Source organism: Halomonas sp. THAF5a (assembly GCF_009363755.1).
Lineage (GTDB): Bacteria > Pseudomonadota > Gammaproteobacteria > Pseudomonadales > Halomonadaceae > Halomonas.
Map to the genome: position 1 here is coordinate 2,850,064 of NZ_CP045417.1, position 20,301 is coordinate 2,870,364.

Consider the following 20,301-nt stretch of genomic DNA (forward strand, 5'->3'; position numbering starts at 1 on the left):
CGTTCATCCTGCTAGACGATGGTGGGCCTTGGGCGATTCCCGGGTCGCGCGAGGCGGATCGGCGAGCGGGGCGCCGGGGAGAGGCCACAAAAAAACCGGGCCACGCCCGGTTGAAGGATTCTATCACGTTTGCCGGCCGGATGAACCCCGACCGGCGGGCGGCGCACCGCCCGCCGAGCGGCTCACCGGTCCGTGGCGGCCGGACTCTTGAGGTACTGGAAGAAGTCGCTGGAGGGGTCCAGCACCAGCATGTTGCCATCGCCCTCGAAGCTCTGGCGGTAGGCGTCGAGGCTGCGCCAGAAGCTGAAGAACTCCTCGTCCTGGCCGTAGGCCTCGGAGAAGATGGCCGCGGCCTCGGCATCGCCCTCACCGCGCAGCGTCTCGGAACGCGCCCGAGCCTGGGCCAGCAGCACCTGGCGGCGGCGATCGGCGTTGGCGCGGATGCGCTCCGACTCCTCCTGACCCTGGGCGCGCCACTCGCGGGCCTCCCGCTCGCGCTCGGAGCGCATGCGGTCGTAGACCGCCGAGGAAACGTCTTCCGGCAGGTCGATGCGCTTGACGCGGATATCGAGGATCGCCACGCCGAGCTCGTCGCGCATCAGCGAGTTGAGCTCCTCGGTGGGCCCGGTCATCAGCTCGTCGCGCTGCTCGGAGATGATCTGCGAGAGGTTCAGACGGCCGAACTCGTTACGCAGGCTCTCGTCGACCCGCGGCTGGATCAGGCGCACGGCCTGCAGCTCGTCCCCGGCGGTCGCCTCGTAGTAGCGGGTGGGGTTGACCACCTGCCACTTGACGTAGGAGTCCACGATCACCGCCTTCTGCTCGAGGGTCAGGTAGCGGCTGGCATCGGTGTCCAGGGTCAGCACCCGCGTGTCGAACTTGCGAATGGTCTGGGTGATCGGGATCTTGACGTGCAGCCCGGGCTGGATGTCCTCCTCGATGATCTCGCCGAAGCGCAGCTTCACCGCGCGCTCGGTCTCGTCCACCACGTAGAGGCTGTTGCTGGCCAGCCAGGCGATGGCGGCCAGGCCGCCCACCACGAGCAGGGATCGATTGTTGATCATCATTAACGCCCCTCCCTGCGAATGCCGTTGCTGTTGCTGCTGTTACTGCTGTTGCTGCTCGACGACTGGCTGGCGCCGAGACGCTCGAGGACCCGCGGGTCCAGGCCGTCATCGCTGCCCTGGGCGCTGGCACCGGCGCTGCCGGCCCCGGAGAGGCGCTCGAGGGGCATCACCATCAGCGGGCTGTTCTCGGCCACGTCGACCATCACCTTGCTGGTCTCGCCATACACCTCGGACAGGGCGTCGAGGTAGAGACGCTCGCGCATGATCTCGGGGGCGTCGCGGTACTCGCCCAGGATGGCGTTGAAGCGGTTGGCCTGGCCCTCGGCCTCGGCGACCACCGACTCGCGATAGCCCTGCCCCTGCTCGACCAGGCGCTGGGCCTGACCCTGGGCCGCCGGGATCACGGCGTTGGCGTAGGCCAGCGCCTGGTTGATGGTGCGCTGGCGGTCCTCGCGGGCGCGGATGACGTCATCGAAGGCGTCCTGCACCGCATCGGGCGGCGAGGTGGACTCCACGTTGAGGGTCTGCAGCAGGATGCCGGTGCCGTAGTTGTCCAGGTAGGACTGCAGGCGGCTGGCCACGGAGCTGCCGAGGATCTCACGCCCGGAGGTCAGGATATCGATCATGTCGGTTCCGCCGACCACGTGGCGCAGCGCGCTGTCCAGGGCGTTCTCCAGCGACAGCTCCGGATTGCGCACGTTGAGCACGTAGCCGCGGGGATCGGCGACCTGATACTGGGCCGAGATCTCGACCGAGACGATGTTCTCGTCCTGGGTCAGCATGGACTGGGTCTGGCTCACCGAGCGCACCCGGGTCACGTTGACCATGCGCACGTCATCGATCAGCGGCGGGTTCCACTGCAGGCCCGGGGTGACCACTTCCTGGAACTTGCCGAAGCGCAGTACCACGCCGCGCTCGGACTGGTCGACCAGGTAGAAGCCCGAGGCCGCCCAGACGGCAAGGGCCACCACGATCAGCAGGCCCGGCAGGGTGAAGGCGTTGCGCGGCTTGCCGCCACCGCCCTTGCCTCCGGTCCCGCCGCGCTTGCCACCGCGGCCGCCCAGCATGCCGTTGAGCTTGTCCTGAAACTTCTTCAGGGCCTCGTCGAGGTCGGGCGGTCCCTGGTTGCCGCCGCCCTTGCCGCCGCCGTTTCCACCACGACCGCCACCGCTCCAGGGGTCGTGCTGGTTGCCACCACCAGGCTCATTCCAGGCCATTCGTCGTCTCCACTCTGCGTTGCGTCCCGTCGATATGACACTGGCGACGGGCGTCCGTTGCGATCCTTGGGGTACCGCCCGGCCGTACCCGGCGTCCCTGTTGTGATGTTGTGGTCGCGGCGAGGCGTCCCGCCCCGCTCGACGTGTTCCTCTACGCCTCCCAGACCGGCTTCTCCTGCAGGGTCGCCGGCAGGTAGTCGTCGGCGCGCTCACCCAGGCGCGCCATCAGCTGCAGGAAGTCGCGCCGCGGCAGGCGCACCGCCAGCAGGCTGTGGCCCGCCTCGTCGAAGCGCTCCTCGCGCACCGCGTTCAGCTCGTGCAGGCCGGCACGCAGCTTGCCCTGGGCGGGCGCCAGGGCCAGCTCGAAGTCGATGATGTCATCGGCCAGGCACTCGGAGAGCGCCTGCTCCAGGAGCGCGAGCCCCTTGCCCTCCTGGGCCGAGACCCACACCACCTCGGGCCGACCCTCGCCGTCGCGCTCGATGCGCGGGGCGCTGTCGAGCAGGTCGATCTTGTTCATCACCTTCAGCGTCGGCAGATCGCGGGCGCCGATCTCCTCGAGCACCGTCTCCACCTGGTCGACGTTGAGCTCGCGGTCGGGGTCGGCGGCATCGATCACGTGGACCAGCAGGCTCGCCTCCGCGGCCTCCTGCAGGGTCGCGCGGAAGGCCTCGACCAGCTTGTGGGGCAGGTGCCGGATGAAGCCCACGGTGTCGGCGAGCACCACCGGACCGACGTCCTCGATCTCCACGCGTCTGAGCGTCGGGTCGAGGGTAGCGAAGAGCTGGTCGGCCGCATAGACCTCGGACGATGTCAGGGCGTTGAAGAGCGTGGACTTGCCGGCGTTGGTGTAGCCGACCAGCGAGACACTGGGGATCTCGGCCCGGGAGCGGGCCCGACGGTTCTGGCTGCGCTGGCTGCGCACCTTGTCGAGCCGCTTGTGAATCGCCTTGATGCGCGCCCTCAGCAGGCGGCGGTCGGTCTCGAGCTGGGTCTCGCCCGGCCCGCGCAGGCCGATGCCGCCCTTCTGGCGCTCCAGGTGGGTCCAGCCGCGCACCAGGCGCGTCGACATGTACTCGAGCTGGGCGAGCTCCACCTGCAGCTTGCCCTCATGGGTACGGGCACGCTGGGCGAAGATATCGAGGATCAGGCCGGTGCGATCGATCACCCGGCACTTGAGTTCGTGCTCGAGGTTGCGCTCCTGGGAGGGGCTGAGCGCGTGATTGAAGATCACCAGCTCGGCCTTGTGCACGTCCTTCGCTTCGCGCAGCTCCTCGAGCTTGCCCGAACCCAGGAAGGTGCGCGAGTCGGGGCGCTTGCGGCTGCCGGTCAGCAGCGTGGCGGACTCGGCGCCGGCCGAGCGCACCAGCTCGAGAAACTCTCCCGCGTCCTCGCGCTCCTGCTCGTCCTGGAAGTCCACATGGACGAGGACCGCCGTCTCACCGGCGTCGGGGCGTTCAAAAAACAATCAGTACCTCACGCATCAGAGTCCGACGGTGCGCCGGCATCCGGGGCCGGCAGGCGCACGTTGCGCGACGGCACCACGGTGGAAATCGCATGCTTGTAGACCATCTGGCTGACCGTGTTGCGCAGCAGGATGACGAACTGATCGAAGGACTCGATCTGCCCCTGCAGCTTGATGCCGTTGACCAGGAAAATCGATACCGGAATGCGCTCCTTGCGCAGGATGTTCAGGTACGGGTCTTGAAGGGACTGCCCTTTGGACATGTTGCTCTCCCTGATGTGTCTCTGGGGGTTGATGTTATGTCGGTCATGGTCGCTCCGGCCAGGGGCGACGCCATATGCCCTGAGGGGCCTGTCTACCCGGCCACCGAGAGCGTCATCTTACGCTAAGTGCCGAATTCGCGCACCAGTTTCAGCACCTCGCCCAGCGGGTCGGTGCCCCGGCTGTCGACCCAATGGAGCCCCGGCCAGCTGCGCATCCAGGTCAGCTGGCGCTTGGCCAGCTGGCGGGTTGCGATGATGCCGAGCCGTTCGAGCTCGCAGCGGTCGATCTCGCCCTCGAGGTAGGACCACACCTGGCGGTAGCCCACGCTCTTCATCGACGGCAGCGAGGGAGCGAGATCCCCCCGGGCCTTCAGGGCGGCCACCTCGTCGATCAGCCCGGCATCGAGCATGGCCCGGAAACGGCGGGCGATGCGCTCATGCAGCACGCCGCGATCGGCCGGCGCGAGGCCTATCGACAACGTGCGAAAGGGAAAGGTTTCCTGGCGCTGCTCATCCCACAACGCGCTGAGCGAGCGCCCCGCCAGGCGGTGCACCTCCAGCGCCCGGGTCAGGCGCTGGGGGTCGTTGGGGTGGATGCGCGCCGCCGAGGCGGGATCGACCCGGGCCAGCTCCTCGTGCAGGGAGGCCAGGCCGTGCTCGGCCACCTGGCGCTCGAGCTCGGCGCGCACCGCCGGGTCGGCGGCCGGCAGGTTGGCCACCCCCTCGAGCAGGCGCTTGAAGTACATCATGGTGCCACCGACCAGCAGCGGCACCCGCCCCGAGGCGCTGATGGCGAGCATCTCGCGCAGGGCGTCCTCGCGGAAATCGGCCGCCGAGTAGGGCTCGGCCGGATCGCGGAGGTCGATCAGCCGGTGCGGGGCGCGGGCGAGCTCCTCGGGCTCGGGCTTGGCGCTGCCGATGTCGAGGCCGCGATAGACCATCGCCGAGTCGACGCTGATCAGCTCGCAGCCGAGCCGCTCATGGAGCTCGATGGCGAGGTCGGTCTTGCCGGCGGCGGTGGGCCCCATCAGCAGGATGGCGGGGGGGCGATCGTCAGGCATTCAGGCTCCAGAGGAGACGCCCCCGGCGACAGGTCTGCGAGGAGGCGCTGTGAACCCATCCCTGGGCGCTACCGATTCCCTCCCTGGAATCGGACCTCCTCTTCGACCTGTCCCCGGTGTCTCCCATAAACAATCCAGTTCAGTACATCGAAGTTCACTGGCCCCGCAGAAACAGGCGGTCGAGTTCCTTCATGCTCATCTCGGTCCAGGTGGGGCGGCCGTGGTTGCACTGGCCACTGCGCTCGGTGCGCTCCATGTCGCGCAGCAGGGCGTTCATCTCCTCGAGGCCGAGCTGGCGATTGGCGCGCACGCTGCCGTGGCAGGCCATGGTCGCCAGCAGCTCGTTGATGCGCGCCTCGACCCGGTCGGAGCGCCCGTAGCGCTCCAGGTCGGCGAGCATGTCGCGCACCAGTGGCTCCACGTCGGCGTCGGCCAGCAGCGCCGGCACCTGACGCACCAGCAGCGTCTCGGGGCCGGCGGCGTCGAGCTCCACGCCGAGCCGCGAAAAGGCCTCCCGCTCGGCCTCGGCGGTGGCCACCTCGGCGGGACTCGCGGCCAGCGACACCGGCACCAGCAGCGGCTGCGCCTGCAGGCCGGCGCCGTCGCCGGCCTCGCCGTGCACCTGGGCCTTCATGCGCTCGTAGACGATGCGCTCGTGGGCGGCGTGCATGTCCACCACGACGAGGCCCCGCTCGGTCTGGGAGAGGATGTAGACGCCGTGCAGCTGGGCCACGGCGTAGCCCAGGGGCGGGGCCCGCGTGGCGTCCTCCTCGGGCATCGCCGGGCGCGGGCCCCCCGCCCCCTGGGCGGCACGACGCTCGTCCAGGGCCACGCCGGCGGCGCGGCCGCCCGAGGCGGGTGCGGCGGGCTGCGGGGTCAGCAGCGTCTCCTCGTGCTCGGGGTGCAGCGCCCGGTAGCCCTCCATGAAGGCGCGGACCCGGTCGGGGGTCACGCCCTCGCGGCCGTCACCGCCTCCGCCCCCTGCCGAGCCATGGCCGGGCAGCGCCATGGGCTGCTGCTGCCAGGCGGGCGCGGCCTCGCGCACGCCGCCGGCCGTAGCGGCCTCGGCGCCCTGCGGGCCTTGCCGCTCCTGCTCGCCGGACGCCTCCTCGTGCTCGCCGGGGCGCGCCTCGGCCAGCGCCCGGTGCAGGCTCGAGAACAGGAAGTCATGGACCATGCGCCCGTCGCGGAAGCGCACCTCGTGCTTGGTGGGGTGGACATTGACGTCCACCACCCGCGGGTCGACCTCCAGGTAGAGCACGAACACCGGATGGCGGCCGTGGAAGAGCACGTCGCGGTAGGCCTGGCGGATGGCGTGAGCGACCAGGCGGTCGCGCACCACGCGGCCGTTGACGAAGAAGTACTGCTGGTCGGCCTGGGCCCGGGAGTGGGTGGGCAGGCCGACCCAGCCCCACAGCCGCAGGCCGCCGACCTCGAGGTCCAGGTGCAGGGCGTTCTCCAGGAAGCCCTTGCCGAGCAGGGCGGCGAGGCGCCGCTCCCGGGTGACCGGGTCGTCGCCCGGCGGCAGCTGGTGGAGGGTCTTCTGGTTGTGGCGCAGCGTCCAGCCGATGTCGAAGCGCGACAGCGCCTGGCGCCGGAAGGCCTCCTCGACGTGGCCGAACTCGGTCTTCTCGGTGCGCAGGAACTTGCGCCGGGCCGGGGTATTGAAGAACAGGTCGCGCACCGTCACCGAGGTGCCGCGGGGGTGTGGGGCCGGCGTCACCCGCGGCTCCATGCGACGCCCCTCGGCGACCACGCGCCAGCCGCCCCGGGGGTCCTCGTCGACGTTGGACGTCAGCTCCAGGCGCGAGACCGAGCTGATGGAGGCCAGCGCCTCGCCGCGAAAGCCGAGGCTCGCCACCCCCTCGAGCTCCTCGAGGGAGAGGATCTTGCTGGTGGCGTGGCGCGACAGCGCCAGCGGCAGGTCCTCCTCGCCGATGCCGCTGCCGTCGTCTCGCACCCGAATCAGCCGGGCGCCGCCGCTCTCGAGCTCGACCTCGATGCGGCGACTGCCGGCATCGATGGCGTTCTCCACCAGCTCCTTGACCACCGAGGCGGGGCGCTCGACCACCTCGCCGGCGGCGATCTGGTTGGCCAGGCGGGGGTCGAGGATCTGGATGTGTCGTTGCTCAGGCATGTCGCTCCGGGCTTGGTCAGGCGAGTCGGGGGTCACGAACGAGGGATGCGCAGCACCTGCCCGACCCGGATCACGTCCCCGTTGAGCTCGTTGGCCTGGCGGATCTGGGCCACCGGCACGTCGTGCCGGGCGGCGATCTCCGAGAGGGTATCGCCGGGCTGGATACGGTACTCGTTGCTGGCGGTGCTGCGGCCATTGTCGCGCTGCCAGGCCAGCAGGCTGGCCGGCGGCGGGTTGCGCTGGAAGTGGCTGCGGATGCCGCCGAAGACGGCGTCCATCATCCGCTGCTGGTAGGCCCCGTCGCGCAGCCGGCGCTCCTCGTCCGGGTTCGAGATGAAGCCGGTCTCGACCAGCAGCGAGGGGATGTCCGGCGACTTGAGCACCACGAAGCCGGCCTGCTCCACCCGCGACTTGTGCAGCCGATTGACCCGCCCCATGCGATCCAGCACCTGGCCGCCGATGGTCAGGGAGTCGTTGAGGGTGGCGGTCATGGTCAGGTCGAGCAGCACGCCGCGCAGCACCTCGTCCTTGTCGTCCAGCGACAGGTTGCCGTCGACGCCGCCGATCAGGTCGGCCTCGTTCTCGCTGGCGGCCAGCCACTGGGCGGTCTCGGAGGTGGCGCCGCGCTGGGAGAGGGCATAGACGGAGCTGCCGTTGGGCCGCGGGCTGTCGAAGGCGTCGGCGTGGATCGAGACGAAGAAGTCGGCCTTCTGCTCCCGGGCGATCCGGGTGCGCTGGCGCAGCCCGACGTAGTAGTCGCCGTCGCGGATCATCACCGCACGGAAGCCCTCGGCGGCGTTGACCTGCCGGGCCAGGCGCTTGGCCATCTCCAGCACGATGTCCTTCTCGCGGGTGCCCGAGGGGCCGATCGCCCCGGGGTCCTCGCCGCCGTGGCCGGCGTCCACGGCGATGATGATGTCGCGCCGGGGATGGGGCGCGGCGGGCTCCATCACGTCGGGTGCGGCGACCTCGGCGGGGTTCTTGCCCTCGACCACGGCCTCGCTGCGGGCGCGCTGGGCGGCGATCTCCTGCTCGCGGATCATCGCCTCGATGGGGTCGATGGGATCCTCCACGGCGCTCTCGCCGGGATACTCCAGGTCGACCACCAGGCGATGGCCGTACTGATCGTTGGGGGCCAGGGTGAAGTGACGCGGCTCGATCTCCCGCTCGAGCTCGAGCACCACCCGCAGGCCATTGCCTTCGCGCACGCCGGTGCGCACGGTGCTGATGGCGCTGCCCTCCAGATCCAGGGCGTCGACGCGGGCGTTGAGCCGGCTGTCGTCGAGGTCGATCACCAGGCGGCGCGGGTTGTCGAGGCTGAAGACGTTGGCCTCGGCCGGCGAGGACATGTCGAAGACCAGGCGCGCATGGTCGGGCGCCGCCCAGAGGCGCAGGTTGTCGACGCTGGCGGCCTGGGCCAGGCTCGCGGCCAGGCCGAGCCCCAGCAGGCCGAGGCCGGCCAGCAGCCGCCTTGCGGAGTTCCGGGGCTTCATGACGCCGCGCTGCCTTCCTCGTTGCTCCGCGCGCTCGACAGCTCGGCCATGCCGGCCAGCCGCGCGAGCACCACGCGGCCGTGGGGGCTGCGGGCCTCGAGGCGCGCCTCCCGCCCCGCCTCGGCCAGGCTCAGGCGGACTTCCAGGTCCGGCGCGGGCAGCCAGCCCTCGCCGCGCTCCGGCCACTCGATCACGCAGAGCGCGTCGTCGGCGAGCAGGTCGCGACCACCGATGAACTCCAGCTCCTCGGGGTCGCCCAGGCGATAGAGGTCGAAGTGGTGCACCAGCACGTCGTCGAGGGCGTAGGGTTCCACCAGGGTGTAGGTCGGGCTCTTGACCGCGCCGGCGTGGCCATAGGCGCGCAGGATGCCGCGCGTCAGGGTGGTCTTGCCGGCGCCCAGCTCGCCGGTCAGGTGCACCCGACCATGGCCCTCGAGGGCCCGCCCCAGGCAGGCGCCGAAGGCGACCTGGCGGTCTTCGTCATCGAGTCGCAGCAGCATCGTCATCGCCCTTGCTATCACACACGGTCGGGTTGACCAGAATTCGTGCACAGGATGCCAGATCGCCGGCCAGCAGGCCACGCTCGCCGCCCTCCCGAGCCGCCCGGTCGGCGGCCAGGGCGTGCACCAGCACTCCCACCCGAGCCGCCGCCTCGGGCGCGAGCCCCTGGGCCAGCAGCGCGCCGAGGATGCCGGAGAGCGCATCGCCCATGCCGCCACTGGCCATGCCCGGGTTGCCGAAGGGGCAGACGGCGAGCCCCGAGGGCCCCGCGACCAGGGTGCCGGCGCCCTTGAGCACCACCACGCCGCCATAGCGGCGCCGCAGCTCCTGGGCCGCGGCGGGTCGGTCGGTTTCCACCTCGGCGGCGGTGGCGCCGAGCAGGCGCGCCGCCTCGCCGGGGTGCGGGGTGAGGATCCAGTCGTCGCGCCGCTCTCCTTTAAGTCGCGTGGCCAGCAGGTTGAGGGCGTCGGCGTCCACCACCAGCGGCTTCGAGGCCGCCAGCGCCGCCTGCAGCATGCCCTGCCCCCAGCTGCCCTGCCCCAGGCCCGGGCCGACCACCAGCACGTCGGCGGCCGCCGGCAGCGCGGGGAGATCACCGCTCCCGCGCACGCCGTGGACCATCACCTCGGGACGACGCACCAGGCTCGCGGTGACGTGCTCGGGGGCGGTGGCGAGGCTCACCTTGCCGGCGCCCAGCCGTGCGCAGGCCTCGGCGGCGAGCAGCGCTGCCCCGCCAAAGCCCGGCGCCCCGCCGAGCACCAGGGCGTGGCCGCAGTCGCCCTTGTGGGCGTCGCGCGCCCGGGGCGGCAGCCCGGCCCCGATCAGCGCGGGCTCCAGGCGGCGGGCGGCGGGGACGAGATCGGCCTCGGCCGCCGCATCCACGCCGAGGGCACAGAGCAGCGCCTCGCCGACATGCGCCGGGGCCGCGCCGGTGTAGAGCCCCAGCTTGTCGGCGATGAAGGTCACGGTGCGCGTCGCCCGGATCGCGGCGCCGAGCACCGCCCCGGTATCGGCGTGGAGCCCCGAGGGGATGTCGATGGCCAGCACCGGCCGGCCGCTTGCATTGACCGCCTCGATCGCCTCCCGGGCCGCCCCGCGCACCTCCCCGCCGAGCCCGGTGCCGAGCAGGGCGTCGACCACCACGTCGCCCTCGAGGGGCAGCCCCGCTCGCCAGGGCACGGCCGCCACCCCGGCCGCCGCGGCCATGTCGGCGGCACGGCGGGCGTCGCCGGCCAGGTCATCGGCCGGCTTGAGCAGCACGCGCTGCACGGCGAGCCCCTCGGCGGCGGCCAGCGCCGCCAGCACGTGGCCGTCGCCGCCGTTGTTGCCGCCGCCGCACAGCACGGTGAGCGCGCGCGCCTCGGGCCAGCGCGCCCGCAGCGCCTGCCAGGCGGCCGCCGCCGCGCGCTGCATCAGGGCGAAGCCCGCGATGCCGCCGGCGATGGTGCGCCGGTCGAGCTCGCGGACCTGCTCGGCGCGATAGAGGGGGCGCAGCGTCGGCGTGGGAGAATCGGCGGGCCGGGTCATGCGGTGTCTCCTGGGTCGGGATGCTTTACCATACCGAGTGTAAATTCTCTGCGCCCCACGCCAAGCCGCGGGGCCATTCTACATGGTGTTGTCTCGATCATGAGCCCAGTGTCCCCCGCCGGTGACGCCCCCGACATGACCGCCCTCGCCGAGAGGATCAAGACCTGGGGCCGCGAGCTCGGCTTCCAGCAGCTGGGCATCACCGACGTCGACATGGCCGAGGACGAGGCCCACCTCGAGGCCTGGCTGGCCGCCGGCCACCACGGCGAGATGGGCTTCATGGCCAAGCACGGCACCAAGCGCACCCGCCCGGAGGAGCTGGTCCCCGGCACCCGGCGGGTGATCAGCGTGCGCCTGGACTACCTGCCCGCCGAGGTGGAGACCACCAAGGTGCTGGGACGCCCGTCGCTCGCCTACGTCTCCCGCTACGCCACCGGGCGCGACTACCACAAGCTGATGCGCAAGCGGCTGGCGACGCTCGCCAAGTGGATCGAGGGCGAGGTGGGCAGCTTCGGCTATCGCGCCTTCGTCGACTCCGCCCCGGTGATGGAGCGCGCCCTGGCGCGCAAGGCGGGCCTCGGCTGGTTCGGCAAGAACGCCATGCTGCTCAACCCCAAGGCCGGCTCGCTGTTCTTCCTCGGTGAGCTCTATACCGACCTGCCGCTGCCGGTGGACGCCCCCTTCGAGACCGACCACTGCGGCAGCTGCAGCGCCTGTCGCACCGCCTGCCCCACCGGGGCGATCGTCGAGGACCGGGTGGTCGACGCCCGGGCCTGCATCTCGTACCTGACCATCGAGCTGTTCGGCGCCATCCCGGAGCGCTACCGCGCGGCCATGGGCAACCGAGTGTTCGGCTGTGACGACTGCCAGCTGGTCTGCCCCTTCACCCGCTTCGCCCGGGTCAGCCGGGAGCCCGACTTCGCGCCGCGCCACGACCTGGACCGGGCGAGCCTGGTCTCGCTGTTCGCCTGGGGCGAGGAGGAGTTCCTGGAGAAGACCGCCGGCAACCCGATCCGGCGCATCGGCTACGAGCGCTGGCTGCGCAACCTCGCCGTGGGGCTCGGCAACGCGCCCTGGAGCGAGGCCGTGGAGGCCGCGCTGATGGCGCGGCTGGCCTACCCCTCCGACCTGGTGCGCGAGCACGTTCGCTGGGCGCTTTCCCGCCAGCGCGACAAGCGCGAGGCGCGCATCGCCAGCGCCGGCTAGCCCGCCTCCCCGTCGCCGCTCTCCGGCATGCGCCGCAGCCGCTTGGTCCAGCGCTGGCGCGCGTACTTGCGCAGGTTGGCCACGTTGTCGGTCTCGTCGACGATGTCCTGGCCGAGGATCGCCTCGAGCATGTCCTCCAGGGTGACCAGCCCGACCCAGGTCCCGAGCTCGTCGTAGACCACGCAGAGGTGCTGGCGGTCGCGCAGCATGACCGCGAAGAGGTGCTCGACGTTCTCGTCCTCCTGGACGCTGCGCACCGGATGCATCAGCGACTTGAGGGTCGTCTCCGGCGCGGCGTGGTAGGTGTCGGCCTTGTGCACGTAGCCCAGCGCCTGCTCGCCGCCGTCCATCACCGGGAAGCGGGTGAAGGCCGAGCGTCCGAGCTGCTCGTCGAACTCCGCCACGCTCATCTGCGGCTTGACGGTGACCGAGACCGTGCGCGGCGTCATCACCTCCTTCACCCCGATCTCGTGCAGGTTGATGATGTTGGTGATCACCCGCACCTCGTCGGCGTCCAGGGCCCGCTCCTCCAGGCCGATCTGCGCCAGCGCCTTGATCTCGCCGCGCATGTCGGTGTCGTGCTCGTGGCGGCCGATGCGCCGGGTGATCGCCTCGGAGAGCCAGATGAACGGCTTCATCGCCCACACCATCGCCCCCAGCACCTTGACCAGGCTCCCCGCCAGCTGGCGCCAGTAGGTGGCGCCGATGGTCTTGGGAATGATCTCGGAAACGAACAGGATCAGCAGCGTCATCACCGCCGAGGCGATGCCGAGCCAGGCCTCGCCGAACACCACCGTGACCTGGGCGCCCACGCCGGTGGCCCCCACGGTGTGGGCGATGGTGTTGAGGGTCAGGATGGCGGCCAGCGGCTGGTCGATATTCTGCTTGAGATGGGCCAGGCGGCGATGCAGCTCGGGGCGCGTCTCGCGCAGCCCGGCCACGTAGCTCGGCGTCATCGAGAGCAGCGCCGCCTCGAGCAGCGAGCAGATGAATGAGACGCCGATGGAGAGGGCGGCAAACGCGGCTAGCAGGAACATGAGGGCCTCGCGTCAGGAGTCAGGGACGCCGTCGGGCGGCGTCGGGGCGGGCGGCAGGGCTCGGGGCGGCGCTATCGGCCTCACTCCTCCTCGTCGCTACGCGCATCGGCCGTCTTGAGCAGGGTGGTGCGGTAGTGGGCGAGCTCGGCGATGGACTCGCGGATATCGTCCATGGCGAGGTGCACGTTGCGCTTCTGGAAGCCCGCCAGGGCGCCCGGGTTCCAGCGCTTGGCGAGCTCCTTGAGGGTCGAGACGTCGAGGTTGCGGTAGTGGAAGAAGGCCAGCAGCTCGGGCATCTCCCGCTCCAGGAAGCGGCGATCCTGGTGGATGCTGTTGCCGCACATCGGCGAGGCGCCGGCCTCGACGTGGGCGGCGAGGAACTCGAGGGTGCGCCGCTCGGCCTCGGCGGTGTCGACCCGGCTCTCCTTGACCCGCTCCACCAGCCCCGAGGCCCCGTGGGTCCGGGTGTTCCACTCGTCCATGGCGTCGAGCAGTGCGTCGGGCTGGTGCACCGCGATCACCGGGCCCTCGGCGATGATATTGAGATCGGCGTCGGTGACCAGGGTGGCGATCTCGATGATGCGCTCGCGGTTCGGGTCGAGCCCGGTCATCTCGAGGTCGATCCAGATCAGGCGCTGGCGTCGCGCATCGGCGGTGGCGGGCGTGGGGTGCTCGGTCATGGGGGCTTCCTTGGGGGCGCCGGCGGACGACAGCGGGCGCCTTGGGTGAGTACAATGCGCCCTATTGTAGCGAGCTTCGGGCCCCCATGAGCAAACGCAAGTTGAGCCGCCAGCAGCGCTGGCGCATCGAGAAGGTCCAGGCCGAGCGCGCCCGCCGCGCCGATCGGCGCAAGGCCAAGGACAGCGACAAGCTGGCCGCCGGCGAGTACGGGCCGGAGCAGAACGGCCGCGTGATCGCCCACTTCGGGCGCACCCTGGACGTGCGCGCCGATGCGGGCGGCGAGACCGTGCGCTGCCACCTGCGCGCCAACCTCGAGGGGCTGGTCACCGGCGACCGGGTGATCTGGCGCGCCGCCCACGACGCCCGGGACGGCGTGGTGGTGGCCCGGGGCGAGCGCGCCAGCGTGCTGGAGCGCCCCGACCCCCGCGGCCAGCTGAAGCCGGTGGCCGCCAACATCGACCAGATCCTGATCGTCTTCGCGGTGGAGCCCGCGCCCCACGCCAACCTGATCGATCGCTACCTGGTGGCCGCCGAGGCCACCGGCATCGCGCCTGTGCTGGTGCTCAACAAGATCGACCTGCTGCCGGCCGAGGGCGGCGAGCTGCGCGCACTGCTGGCGCGCTACGAGGCGCTGGGCTATCCGGTGGTGACCACCACCACCGAGCGCGAGGGCGGCCTCTCGGCGCTCTACGCGCGGCTCGCCGGCCGCACCTCGGTGTTCGTCGGCCAGAGCGGCGTGGGCAAGTCGTCGCTGATTGACCGCCTGCTGCCAGACGAGGCGCTGCGCATCGGCGCGCTCTCCGAGGACTCCCGCAAGGGTCGCCACACCACCACCACCGCGCGGCTCTACCGCTTCGCGCCGGGCGAACCCGACGACGCCGAGGCCGGCGAGCTGATCGACTCTCCCGGGATCCGCGAGTTCGGCCTGACCCACCTGGACGAGCAGCAGGTCACCGAGGGCTTCATCGAGTTTCGCGAGGTGCTGGGGCGCTGTCGCTTCCGCGACTGTCGCCACCGCCAGGAACCGGGCTGCGCCCTGCTCGCCGCCGTGGAGCGCGGCGAGATCCACCCCGAGCGCTTCGCCAGCTACCGACGCATCGTCGAGAGTCTTGTGACAAGCTGACAGGACACAGGCCCCGGGCGACCAACCCGAGGCGCGACTGTCCGCATCGCGGAGCCTACCTCGAGGCGCCGAATTCAAGGAGCCGACTTTAAGGAGAGTGTGCCATGAGTTCCGAAGACAACCTGCTGCCGCTGATCGTCGAGCCCGACCAGCTGGCCGCCCGGCTCGACGAGCCCTCGCTTTTGATCATCGACGTGCCGCTCAAGGCCGAGAGCCATGACGCGGGCCACGTGCCCGGCGCCCTCTTCCTCGATCATCGCCGGCTGCTGGCCGGCGAGGGTGAGGTGCCCAACGAGGTGCCCTCCGTCGAGGCGCTGTCGCGGCTCTTCTCGTCCCTCGGACTGACCCGCGACACCCACGTGGTGGCCTACGATGACGAGGGCGGCGGCTGGGCCGGCCGCCTGCTGTGGACCCTGGAGCTGATCGGCCACACCCGCTACTCCTACCTCAACGGCGGCCTCCACGCCTGGCGCGAGGCCGGCCTGCCGCTCTCCACCGAGACGCACGCCCCCGCACCCAGCGACTACCAGGCCGAGCTGCTCCATCCCGAGGTCGCCATCGATCGCCTCGAGCTCGAGGAGCGCCTGGGCGACAAGGGCTTCGCCATCTGGGACGCCCGCTCGCGGGCCGAGTACGACGGCGAGAAGGGCAACAACCGTCGCCTGGGCCACGTGCCCGGGGCGGTCAACCTGGAGTGGACCCGGGCCATGGACCCCGAGCGTGGACTGCGCCTGCGCGACTACGCCGAGCTCGTCACCGAGCTCGAGGCCATCGGCATCACGCCGGACATGGAGGTGGTCACCCACTGCCAGAGCCACCACCGCAGCGGCTTCACCTGGCTCGTGGGCCGCGCCCTGGGCTTCGAGAAGATCCGCGCCTACCCCGGCTCTTGGCAGGAGTGGGGCAACCGCGACGACACCCCCATCGAGACCTGATCGCCCGCTTCGACGGCCACGCCCGGGCGTGGCCTTTCCTCCCCGCTTCCCTGATGGACGACCGCCCGTGTCATTCGCTCGACTCTTCGCCCTGATCCAGTACCCCCTGCCTCACCACCTGCTCTCGCGACTGGTGGGACGGCTCGCCAGCTGCCGCGTGCCCTGGCTGAAGAACGCCCTGATCCGGGCCTTCATCCGCCGGTTCGAGGTCGACATGGACGAGGCCGCCGAGCCCGACCCGACCGCCTACGCGACCTTCAACGACTTCTTCACCCGCGCCCTGGAGGAGGACGCCCGGCCGATCGGCGAGGGCATGGTCTCCCCCGCCGACGGCACCCTCTCGCAGTTCGGCCCCATCGAGGCCGGCCAGCTGATCCAGGCCAAGGGCCACCGCTTCTCGGCCATGGAGCTGCTCGGCGGCGACGGCGAGGCGGCCCGGCGCTACCTGGGCGGCAGCTTCGCCACCGTCTACCTCTCGCCGAGCGACTACCACCGGGTGCACATGCCCGTCGGCGGCACCCTGACCTCGATGGTCTACGTGCCGGGACGCCTCTTCTCGGTGAACGCCGCCACCACCCACCACGTGCCCAACCTCTTCGCCCGCAACGAGCGGCTGGTGTGCCACTTCGACACCGAGCACGGCCCCATGGTGATGGTGCTGGTGGGGGCGATGATCGTCGCCGCCATCGAGACGGTGTGGGCCGGGCAGGTCACGCCGCTCTCCGGCGAGGTGCAGCGCATCCGATTCGACACCCCGGTGCGCCTGGAGAAGGGCGAGGAGATGGGCCGCTTCAAGCTCGGCTCCACCGTGGTGATGGCCTTCGCCGAGCCGGTGGACTTCGGCGACCTGGCGCCCGAGCAGGCGGTGCGCATGGGGCAGTCGCTGGGGCACGCCACGTCCACGTGACAGCGGCAGACGCCGCGCTAGACGGGCGAGCCAGCCTCGCCGCCATGCACCAACTGATACTGGCCGAGGCCATGGCTGACGTTCTTGCCAAGATGGGTGAACTGGCCCAGCCATAGCCAAGGCCACCAGGCCTTCAGGGCATCCCCCGTCAGGTGGATATCCCCCACCAGACCGTCCAGCCGGATGGCACGACCCTGCCGACTCGACTGGCGCTCCCAGCGATACAGGCGCATTTCGGTAGACAGCGCCAAGCCATCGCTGGTCGGCGGCGCCGGTCGCATTGCGGCGCCCGCCACCAGTTTCAGGCGCCGCACCAGAGCGGCGAGCAAGATAGGTGGTGTCACCTGTTCGGGGTGGCAGAGCCGACCACGATGCTGCAACCGCACCGGACTCATGAAGCGCAGCGTCAACGTGCTCAGGTCGTCTGGCACCCCTGCAGGCTGTAGCAGTCGGGCAAGGTGCGGTGACCATTCACTGTGAGCTTCCTGCCAGACCTCGTTCCAACGCTGCCCCTGATAGTGCTGGACCGATACCAGCCGCGCCCGCCCCCGGCGCGTGCCCAGCCCCTTGTAGAGCGCGCGCTGCCAGGCCCGCACAAGCAGTTCGACATCGGCCGGGGAAAGGCCGAAGACGGCCATCTCGAACTGGAACTGCGCCCCGGGGCGCAACGTATGGGGGCGTGTCACCGGCGAGCGCAGGATATAGGGCGGCGGCGGTGTGGGATGGCCTGGACTGGCGGTGCCCAGCGCCTTGGGCTCGAATAAGGCAGGGTAGCGGCAGGAGCGCAGCAGCGGGCAGCCCTCGCAGCTCGCCATCCCGGTCATGCAGGAAAGCTCTCGCAGCGCATGGCCCAGGGCACCTCGCAGCGTGGCACCAGCAAAACCCGGCAAGTGAATCGGCTGCTCGGCCACCGTCTGCAGACGATAGAGCCCCATCGGCAGCCCGGCGCTCACGGCCGTATCGAGCTGCTGGCCGGCTGTCGCTTCCATCACCCTCATCCGCCTAGTCTCCCCATAGCTCGCGCCTGAGCTGCTTGAACTCCTTGAGCTTGTTCTTGCTGCCGTGCGTCTTCAGGAAGGACTGGACCAGCGCCAGCAAGGCATCGCGATCCGCTTCCGGCCAGTGCACGGCGGCCTCCCTGACATCGGCCAGCAGCGCGTTGCGAAAGTCGCCACCGCTGCTGGGATTCTGGTTGACCGATTCCTGCACGGCCCGCTCCAGCCAGGCCAGCCGCTGCTGGCTCGGCGACAGGGCCGCCAGCGCCTGCCGCTCGCGCGCCTCCTCCCAGGCCTGCTCGATATCTCGTGTCCAGTCGTCAAGCTTCTTGACCACATCGTCATCACAGGCCGCGAAGCTGCCGTAGCCGGCCGCCGTCTTGGCACCGGCGCCGGCATGCCACAGGGCGCGCTCCAGCATTTCCTCCACCAGCGCCAGCAGCGCCGGCGTGTCGTCGCGCCGCACCCGCGGCGCGAAGGGAAACGCCAGGCTCGTCTGCTTGACGGCCAGGAACGGCACCGGGACCGGATCATGCCAGTCGGCGGGCAGGGTCTCGCGGATGCCAGGCTGCTCGGCCCCCTGCTCGTACCACTGGCCCATATGCGGCGTCATGGTATCGATCACCAGCGAGACCGGCTCCACCGGCAAGGCGTCGAAGAACAGCACCTCGCCGGCAACGAACTCATCGCTTGCGGCCGGATCCTTGCTGCGGCTGCCGAAGATCCGCTTGAGCGCCGCCTCAGGCTCGGCCAGGTGCTGCTCGATCCAGGCGCGTACCAGGCCCTTGACGCTGCTGCCGGGCAGGTAGGGCACCCCGAGGGTGGGATGAAACAGCAAGCCGTTCTCCACCGGGTGCGGAAGGCCAAGCCCGGTGGCAAAATGCCAGCGGGAGCTGAACGCGCACTGGCGCCCGCCGCGGTGCGCCATCAGTGCAGCCTGGCGCATCCAGTGTGCCTTGAGTGCATCGGGGTCACCCACTCTCAGCGCCCCGGGACCCGGGGCACACAGCGTCTTGAGGAAATCGCTCTTGGCCTCGTTGCCCAGCGAAAAGTCGCGCGCATACTGGGCGAAGAAGCGCTCGAACCATAGCCCCGGGTGGCCCTGCCCCCTTGCGGGAAAGCTCGCCGGCGCCCGGTGCTCGGCATAGAGTGGCAGCCCGGTCATCGCGCCTCCTCCACGTCGTCCTTGACGATCAGCGCCTCGGCAAACTTCTTGGCCCAGGCCAGCATAGCCTGGGTCTCCGCCGTGGCGCGCCGGTAGTGATGCTGGTCCTGGCTCATCAACGCCTGCAGCAATACTGGCTCGGCGGGATGCAGCCCCGGAGTGACCGCCTGGCCGGCATACACGGCCCCGTCGCCGCACAGCCAGTCTTCCAGCAGCTTGTAGATCACCCCGTAGGCCGCATAGTTGGTGCGCTTGGCGAAATAAAACGCCATCGCCTGGCCAAAGCCGTTCATCTGGATCATGGCCGGCAGGCGGCGCAGGTAGCTCTTGAGCTGCGTGTGCTGGTACTGGCTGTTTTCCGACTCGGCCAGCGCCTCCTGCAGCCGCTGCAGCGCAAACTCGGCGCGGCGCTGCTCGACCAGGCGCAGCGACCGACCGCTGCTTGACGACATCCCAACCGCCTTTGGCCGACAAGTCTCACGGGGTGGTGAGCGATCGCCTGACCTGGACACTCTGGCCTGCAGCACCCCCGAGGACGCGTTACCGGACTTCTGCTTTTTCTTGCTCATGCCTCGCCCCCCTTTGCCTCGCTGCCCAGCCGGGCCACCCGGCACCAGCCCATGCCGGTGGTCTCGTTGCCGCCGACCTGCAGATAGGGTCCGTCGTCGAACAGCGCCTGCAGGGTCTGCTCAAGCAGCTCGGCGCTGCTCAGCTCGCGGTGGGTCTCGCTGCGCGGCGGCTGGGCCGCCAGCACGCAGTAGAGCAGGGTATCCGGCGGCAGGCTCTCTTCGTGCCAAAGCGCGCCACCCTCTACGGTCTTGGTGTCGCTGCTGATGCGCACGTGGGGCAGCACCGGGATAGCGCTACGACAGAAGTGGCTGAAGCTGTCGTCGTCCACCAGGGTCAGCTGAGTGGTCAGCGCCTTTCGCGTGTCGTCTTCCGCCAGGCCGGCGACTGGCGCCACCAGGGCCAGTATCCGCTCCACCCAGGCCTCGACTTCCGGCCAGGCCGCCGGCGTGAAGGCGAACTCTTCCAGGAACAGAGTCTCCGACTGCTGCGACCCGGCCACCAGGGCGGTGCCCGCCGCCACATCGGGAATCGTCGATGCCTCACCCGCCAGACCGGCCCGGGCGCGATCGGCCAGCAGGCGACGCAGCAGCGCCGGGCAGGTGACCAGGCGGAAATGGCCGGTCAACGAGCGCACCGGCAGCAGCAGCAGACGGGCATCGCTGACCAGCAATGCACCGGCATGCTCGGAGGCATTCAACGTATCCGGCCCGAAGGCCGTCGTCTTGAGGTCTTTTTCCATGCCCAGCTGATCGGCGCGAGCACGCAGCGCGCCCTTCATCGCCGAACCGAAGACGCAGGGCCACTGGCTGTGGATCTCGCGCTGGATGGGCAGGTCGATCAGCTCTTCCTTGCCGCCCCCGCCGGCATGCAGCGGTGTCTCGGCGAAGAGTCCCAGCATCTGATGTGTCATGGCCGTCATGTCTGCCTTCCTTGAATAAGCTGTTGTAAAGA

At 70.4% G+C, this 20,301-nt stretch carries 19 protein-coding genes; 4 read left to right on the plus strand and 15 right to left on the minus strand.

What is annotated here, in order from left to right; genetic code table 11:
- Nucleotides 1–182: 182 nt before the first annotated feature.
- From hflC to FIU83_RS12985, 9 genes are all read right to left on the minus strand, one after another.
- Complete coding sequence (gene hflC, locus FIU83_RS12945; protein WP_152485363.1) at nt 183–1,064, minus strand: protease modulator HflC; 882 nt, start codon at nt 1,062–1,064, stop codon at nt 183–185.
- Nucleotides 1,065–1,066: 2 nt separating this feature from the next.
- Nucleotides 1,067–2,284, minus strand: a complete 1,218-nt coding sequence (hflK, locus tag FIU83_RS12950) for an FtsH protease activity modulator HflK (protein ID WP_152484426.1) — start codon at nt 2,282–2,284, stop codon at nt 1,067–1,069.
- Nucleotides 2,285–2,435: 151 nt separating this feature from the next.
- Nucleotides 2,436–3,752, minus strand: coding sequence for a ribosome rescue GTPase HflX (hflX, locus tag FIU83_RS12955; RefSeq protein ID WP_152484427.1), 1,317 nt, complete (start codon nt 3,750–3,752; stop codon nt 2,436–2,438).
- Nucleotides 3,753–3,760: 8 nt separating this feature from the next.
- Nucleotides 3,761–4,012, minus strand: coding sequence for an RNA chaperone Hfq (gene hfq / locus FIU83_RS12960; RefSeq protein ID WP_152484428.1), 252 nt, complete (start codon nt 4,010–4,012; stop codon nt 3,761–3,763).
- A 122-nt stretch (nt 4,013–4,134) separates the two neighbouring features.
- The gene (miaA, locus tag FIU83_RS12965) at nt 4,135–5,073 is read right to left on the minus strand and encodes a tRNA (adenosine(37)-N6)-dimethylallyltransferase MiaA (RefSeq protein WP_152484429.1); all 939 of its coding nucleotides are present in this window, start codon (nt 5,071–5,073) and stop codon (nt 4,135–4,137) included.
- Between the two features lie 154 nt (nt 5,074–5,227).
- Complete coding sequence (gene mutL / locus FIU83_RS12970; protein ID WP_152484430.1) at nt 5,228–7,210, minus strand: DNA mismatch repair endonuclease MutL; 1,983 nt, start codon at nt 7,208–7,210, stop codon at nt 5,228–5,230.
- Between the two features lie 32 nt (nt 7,211–7,242).
- Nucleotides 7,243–8,703: an N-acetylmuramoyl-L-alanine amidase gene (locus FIU83_RS12975; protein ID WP_152484431.1), complete on the minus strand. Its 1,461-nt coding sequence runs from the start codon at nt 8,701–8,703 to the stop codon at nt 7,243–7,245.
- On the minus strand, nt 8,700–9,203 hold the full coding sequence (tsaE, locus tag FIU83_RS12980; RefSeq protein WP_152484432.1) for a tRNA (adenosine(37)-N6)-threonylcarbamoyltransferase complex ATPase subunit type 1 TsaE: 504 nt from the start codon (nt 9,201–9,203) through the stop codon (nt 8,700–8,702). The genes FIU83_RS12975 and tsaE overlap by 4 nt, the downstream gene beginning before the upstream one ends.
- Nucleotides 9,184–10,731: an NAD(P)H-hydrate dehydratase gene (locus tag FIU83_RS12985; RefSeq protein WP_152484433.1), complete on the minus strand. Its 1,548-nt coding sequence runs from the start codon at nt 10,729–10,731 to the stop codon at nt 9,184–9,186. Before FIU83_RS12985 ends, tsaE begins: the two co-directional genes overlap by 20 nt.
- 99 nt (nt 10,732–10,830) lie before the next feature.
- Between FIU83_RS12985 and queG the strand changes: the two genes are divergently transcribed.
- On the plus strand, nt 10,831–11,937 hold the full coding sequence (gene queG / locus FIU83_RS12990) for a tRNA epoxyqueuosine(34) reductase QueG (RefSeq protein WP_152484434.1): 1,107 nt from the start codon (nt 10,831–10,833) through the stop codon (nt 11,935–11,937).
- On the opposite strand, the gene FIU83_RS12995 is transcribed toward queG, so the two are convergent.
- Together FIU83_RS12995 and orn are read right to left on the minus strand one after the other, a co-directional pair.
- Nucleotides 11,934–12,974 (minus strand): CNNM domain-containing protein, encoded by a 1,041-nt coding sequence (locus FIU83_RS12995; protein ID WP_152484435.1) that lies wholly within the window; start codon nt 12,972–12,974, stop codon nt 11,934–11,936. The genes queG and FIU83_RS12995 overlap by 4 nt on opposite strands.
- A gap of 80 nt (nt 12,975–13,054) precedes the next feature.
- Complete coding sequence (gene orn / locus FIU83_RS13000) at nt 13,055–13,654, minus strand: oligoribonuclease (RefSeq protein WP_152484436.1); 600 nt, start codon at nt 13,652–13,654, stop codon at nt 13,055–13,057.
- Between the two features lie 86 nt (nt 13,655–13,740).
- On the opposite strand from orn, the gene rsgA reads away from it, so the two are divergent.
- The 3 genes from rsgA to asd all read left to right on the plus strand — a co-directional run bounded on the left by rsgA (nt 13,741) and on the right by asd (nt 16,620).
- Nucleotides 13,741–14,778, plus strand: a complete 1,038-nt coding sequence (gene rsgA / locus FIU83_RS13005; protein ID WP_152484437.1) for a small ribosomal subunit biogenesis GTPase RsgA — start codon at nt 13,741–13,743, stop codon at nt 14,776–14,778.
- 104 nt (nt 14,779–14,882) lie between these two features.
- Nucleotides 14,883–15,713 carry a sulfurtransferase gene (locus tag FIU83_RS13010; protein WP_152484438.1) on the plus strand — a complete coding sequence of 277 codons (831 nt, stop codon included), beginning with the start codon at nt 14,883–14,885 and terminating at the stop codon, nt 15,711–15,713.
- 67 nt (nt 15,714–15,780) lie between these two features.
- Nucleotides 15,781–16,620, plus strand: coding sequence for an archaetidylserine decarboxylase (asd, locus tag FIU83_RS13015; protein ID WP_152484439.1), 840 nt, complete (start codon nt 15,781–15,783; stop codon nt 16,618–16,620).
- A gap of 17 nt (nt 16,621–16,637) precedes the next feature.
- On the opposite strand, the gene cas6 is transcribed toward asd, so the two are convergent.
- The 4 genes from cas6 to cmr4 form a co-directional block, all read right to left on the minus strand.
- A complete protein-coding gene (gene cas6 / locus FIU83_RS13020) occupies nt 16,638–17,618 on the minus strand; it encodes a CRISPR system precrRNA processing endoribonuclease RAMP protein Cas6 (protein WP_152484440.1) in 981 nt (326 codons plus the stop codon).
- A 4-nt stretch (nt 17,619–17,622) separates the two neighbouring features.
- Nucleotides 17,623–18,780, minus strand: coding sequence for a type III-B CRISPR module RAMP protein Cmr6 (gene cmr6, locus FIU83_RS13025; RefSeq protein ID WP_152484441.1), 1,158 nt, complete (start codon nt 18,778–18,780; stop codon nt 17,623–17,625).
- A complete protein-coding gene (gene cmr5, locus FIU83_RS13030) occupies nt 18,777–19,232 on the minus strand; it encodes a type III-B CRISPR module-associated protein Cmr5 (protein WP_172976081.1) in 456 nt (151 codons plus the stop codon). Before cmr5 ends, cmr6 begins: the two co-directional genes overlap by 4 nt.
- A gap of 113 nt (nt 19,233–19,345) precedes the next feature.
- Nucleotides 19,346–20,269 (minus strand): type III-B CRISPR module RAMP protein Cmr4, encoded by a 924-nt coding sequence (gene cmr4, locus FIU83_RS13035; protein WP_216645034.1) that lies wholly within the window; start codon nt 20,267–20,269, stop codon nt 19,346–19,348.
- Between the last annotated feature and the right edge of the window lie 32 nt (nt 20,270–20,301).

Coding starts and splice junctions, on each gene's coding strand:
- hflC (WP_152485363.1), bottom strand. CDS start 1,064: ATGATCAACAATCGATCCCTGCTCGTGGTGGGCGGCCTGGCCGCCATC.
- hflK (WP_152484426.1), bottom strand. CDS start 2,284: ATGGCCTGGAATGAGCCTGGTGGTGGCAACCAGCACGACCCCTGGAGC.
- hfq (WP_152484428.1), bottom strand. CDS start 4,012: ATGTCCAAAGGGCAGTCCCTTCAAGACCCGTACCTGAACATCCTGCGC.
- miaA (WP_152484429.1), bottom strand. CDS start 5,073: ATGCCTGACGATCGCCCCCCCGCCATCCTGCTGATGGGGCCCACCGCC.
- mutL (WP_152484430.1), bottom strand. CDS start 7,210: ATGCCTGAGCAACGACACATCCAGATCCTCGACCCCCGCCTGGCCAAC.
- FIU83_RS12975 (WP_152484431.1), bottom strand. CDS start 8,703: ATGAAGCCCCGGAACTCCGCAAGGCGGCTGCTGGCCGGCCTCGGCCTG.
- tsaE (WP_152484432.1), bottom strand. CDS start 9,203: ATGCTGCTGCGACTCGATGACGAAGACCGCCAGGTCGCCTTCGGCGCC.
- FIU83_RS12985 (WP_152484433.1), bottom strand. CDS start 10,731: ATGACCCGGCCCGCCGATTCTCCCACGCCGACGCTGCGCCCCCTCTAT.
- queG (WP_152484434.1), top strand. CDS start 10,831: ATGAGCCCAGTGTCCCCCGCCGGTGACGCCCCCGACATGACCGCCCTC.
- FIU83_RS12995 (WP_152484435.1), bottom strand. CDS start 12,974: ATGTTCCTGCTAGCCGCGTTTGCCGCCCTCTCCATCGGCGTCTCATTC.
- orn (WP_152484436.1), bottom strand. CDS start 13,654: ATGACCGAGCACCCCACGCCCGCCACCGCCGATGCGCGACGCCAGCGC.
- rsgA (WP_152484437.1), top strand. CDS start 13,741: ATGAGCAAACGCAAGTTGAGCCGCCAGCAGCGCTGGCGCATCGAGAAG.
- FIU83_RS13010 (WP_152484438.1), top strand. CDS start 14,883: ATGAGTTCCGAAGACAACCTGCTGCCGCTGATCGTCGAGCCCGACCAG.
- cas6 (WP_152484440.1), bottom strand. CDS start 17,618: ATGAGGGTGATGGAAGCGACAGCCGGCCAGCAGCTCGATACGGCCGTG.
- cmr6 (WP_152484441.1), bottom strand. CDS start 18,780: ATGACCGGGCTGCCACTCTATGCCGAGCACCGGGCGCCGGCGAGCTTT.
- cmr5 (WP_172976081.1), bottom strand. CDS start 19,232: ATGTCGTCAAGCAGCGGTCGGTCGCTGCGCCTGGTCGAGCAGCGCCGC.
- cmr4 (WP_216645034.1), bottom strand. CDS start 20,269: ATGACGGCCATGACACATCAGATGCTGGGACTCTTCGCCGAGACACCG.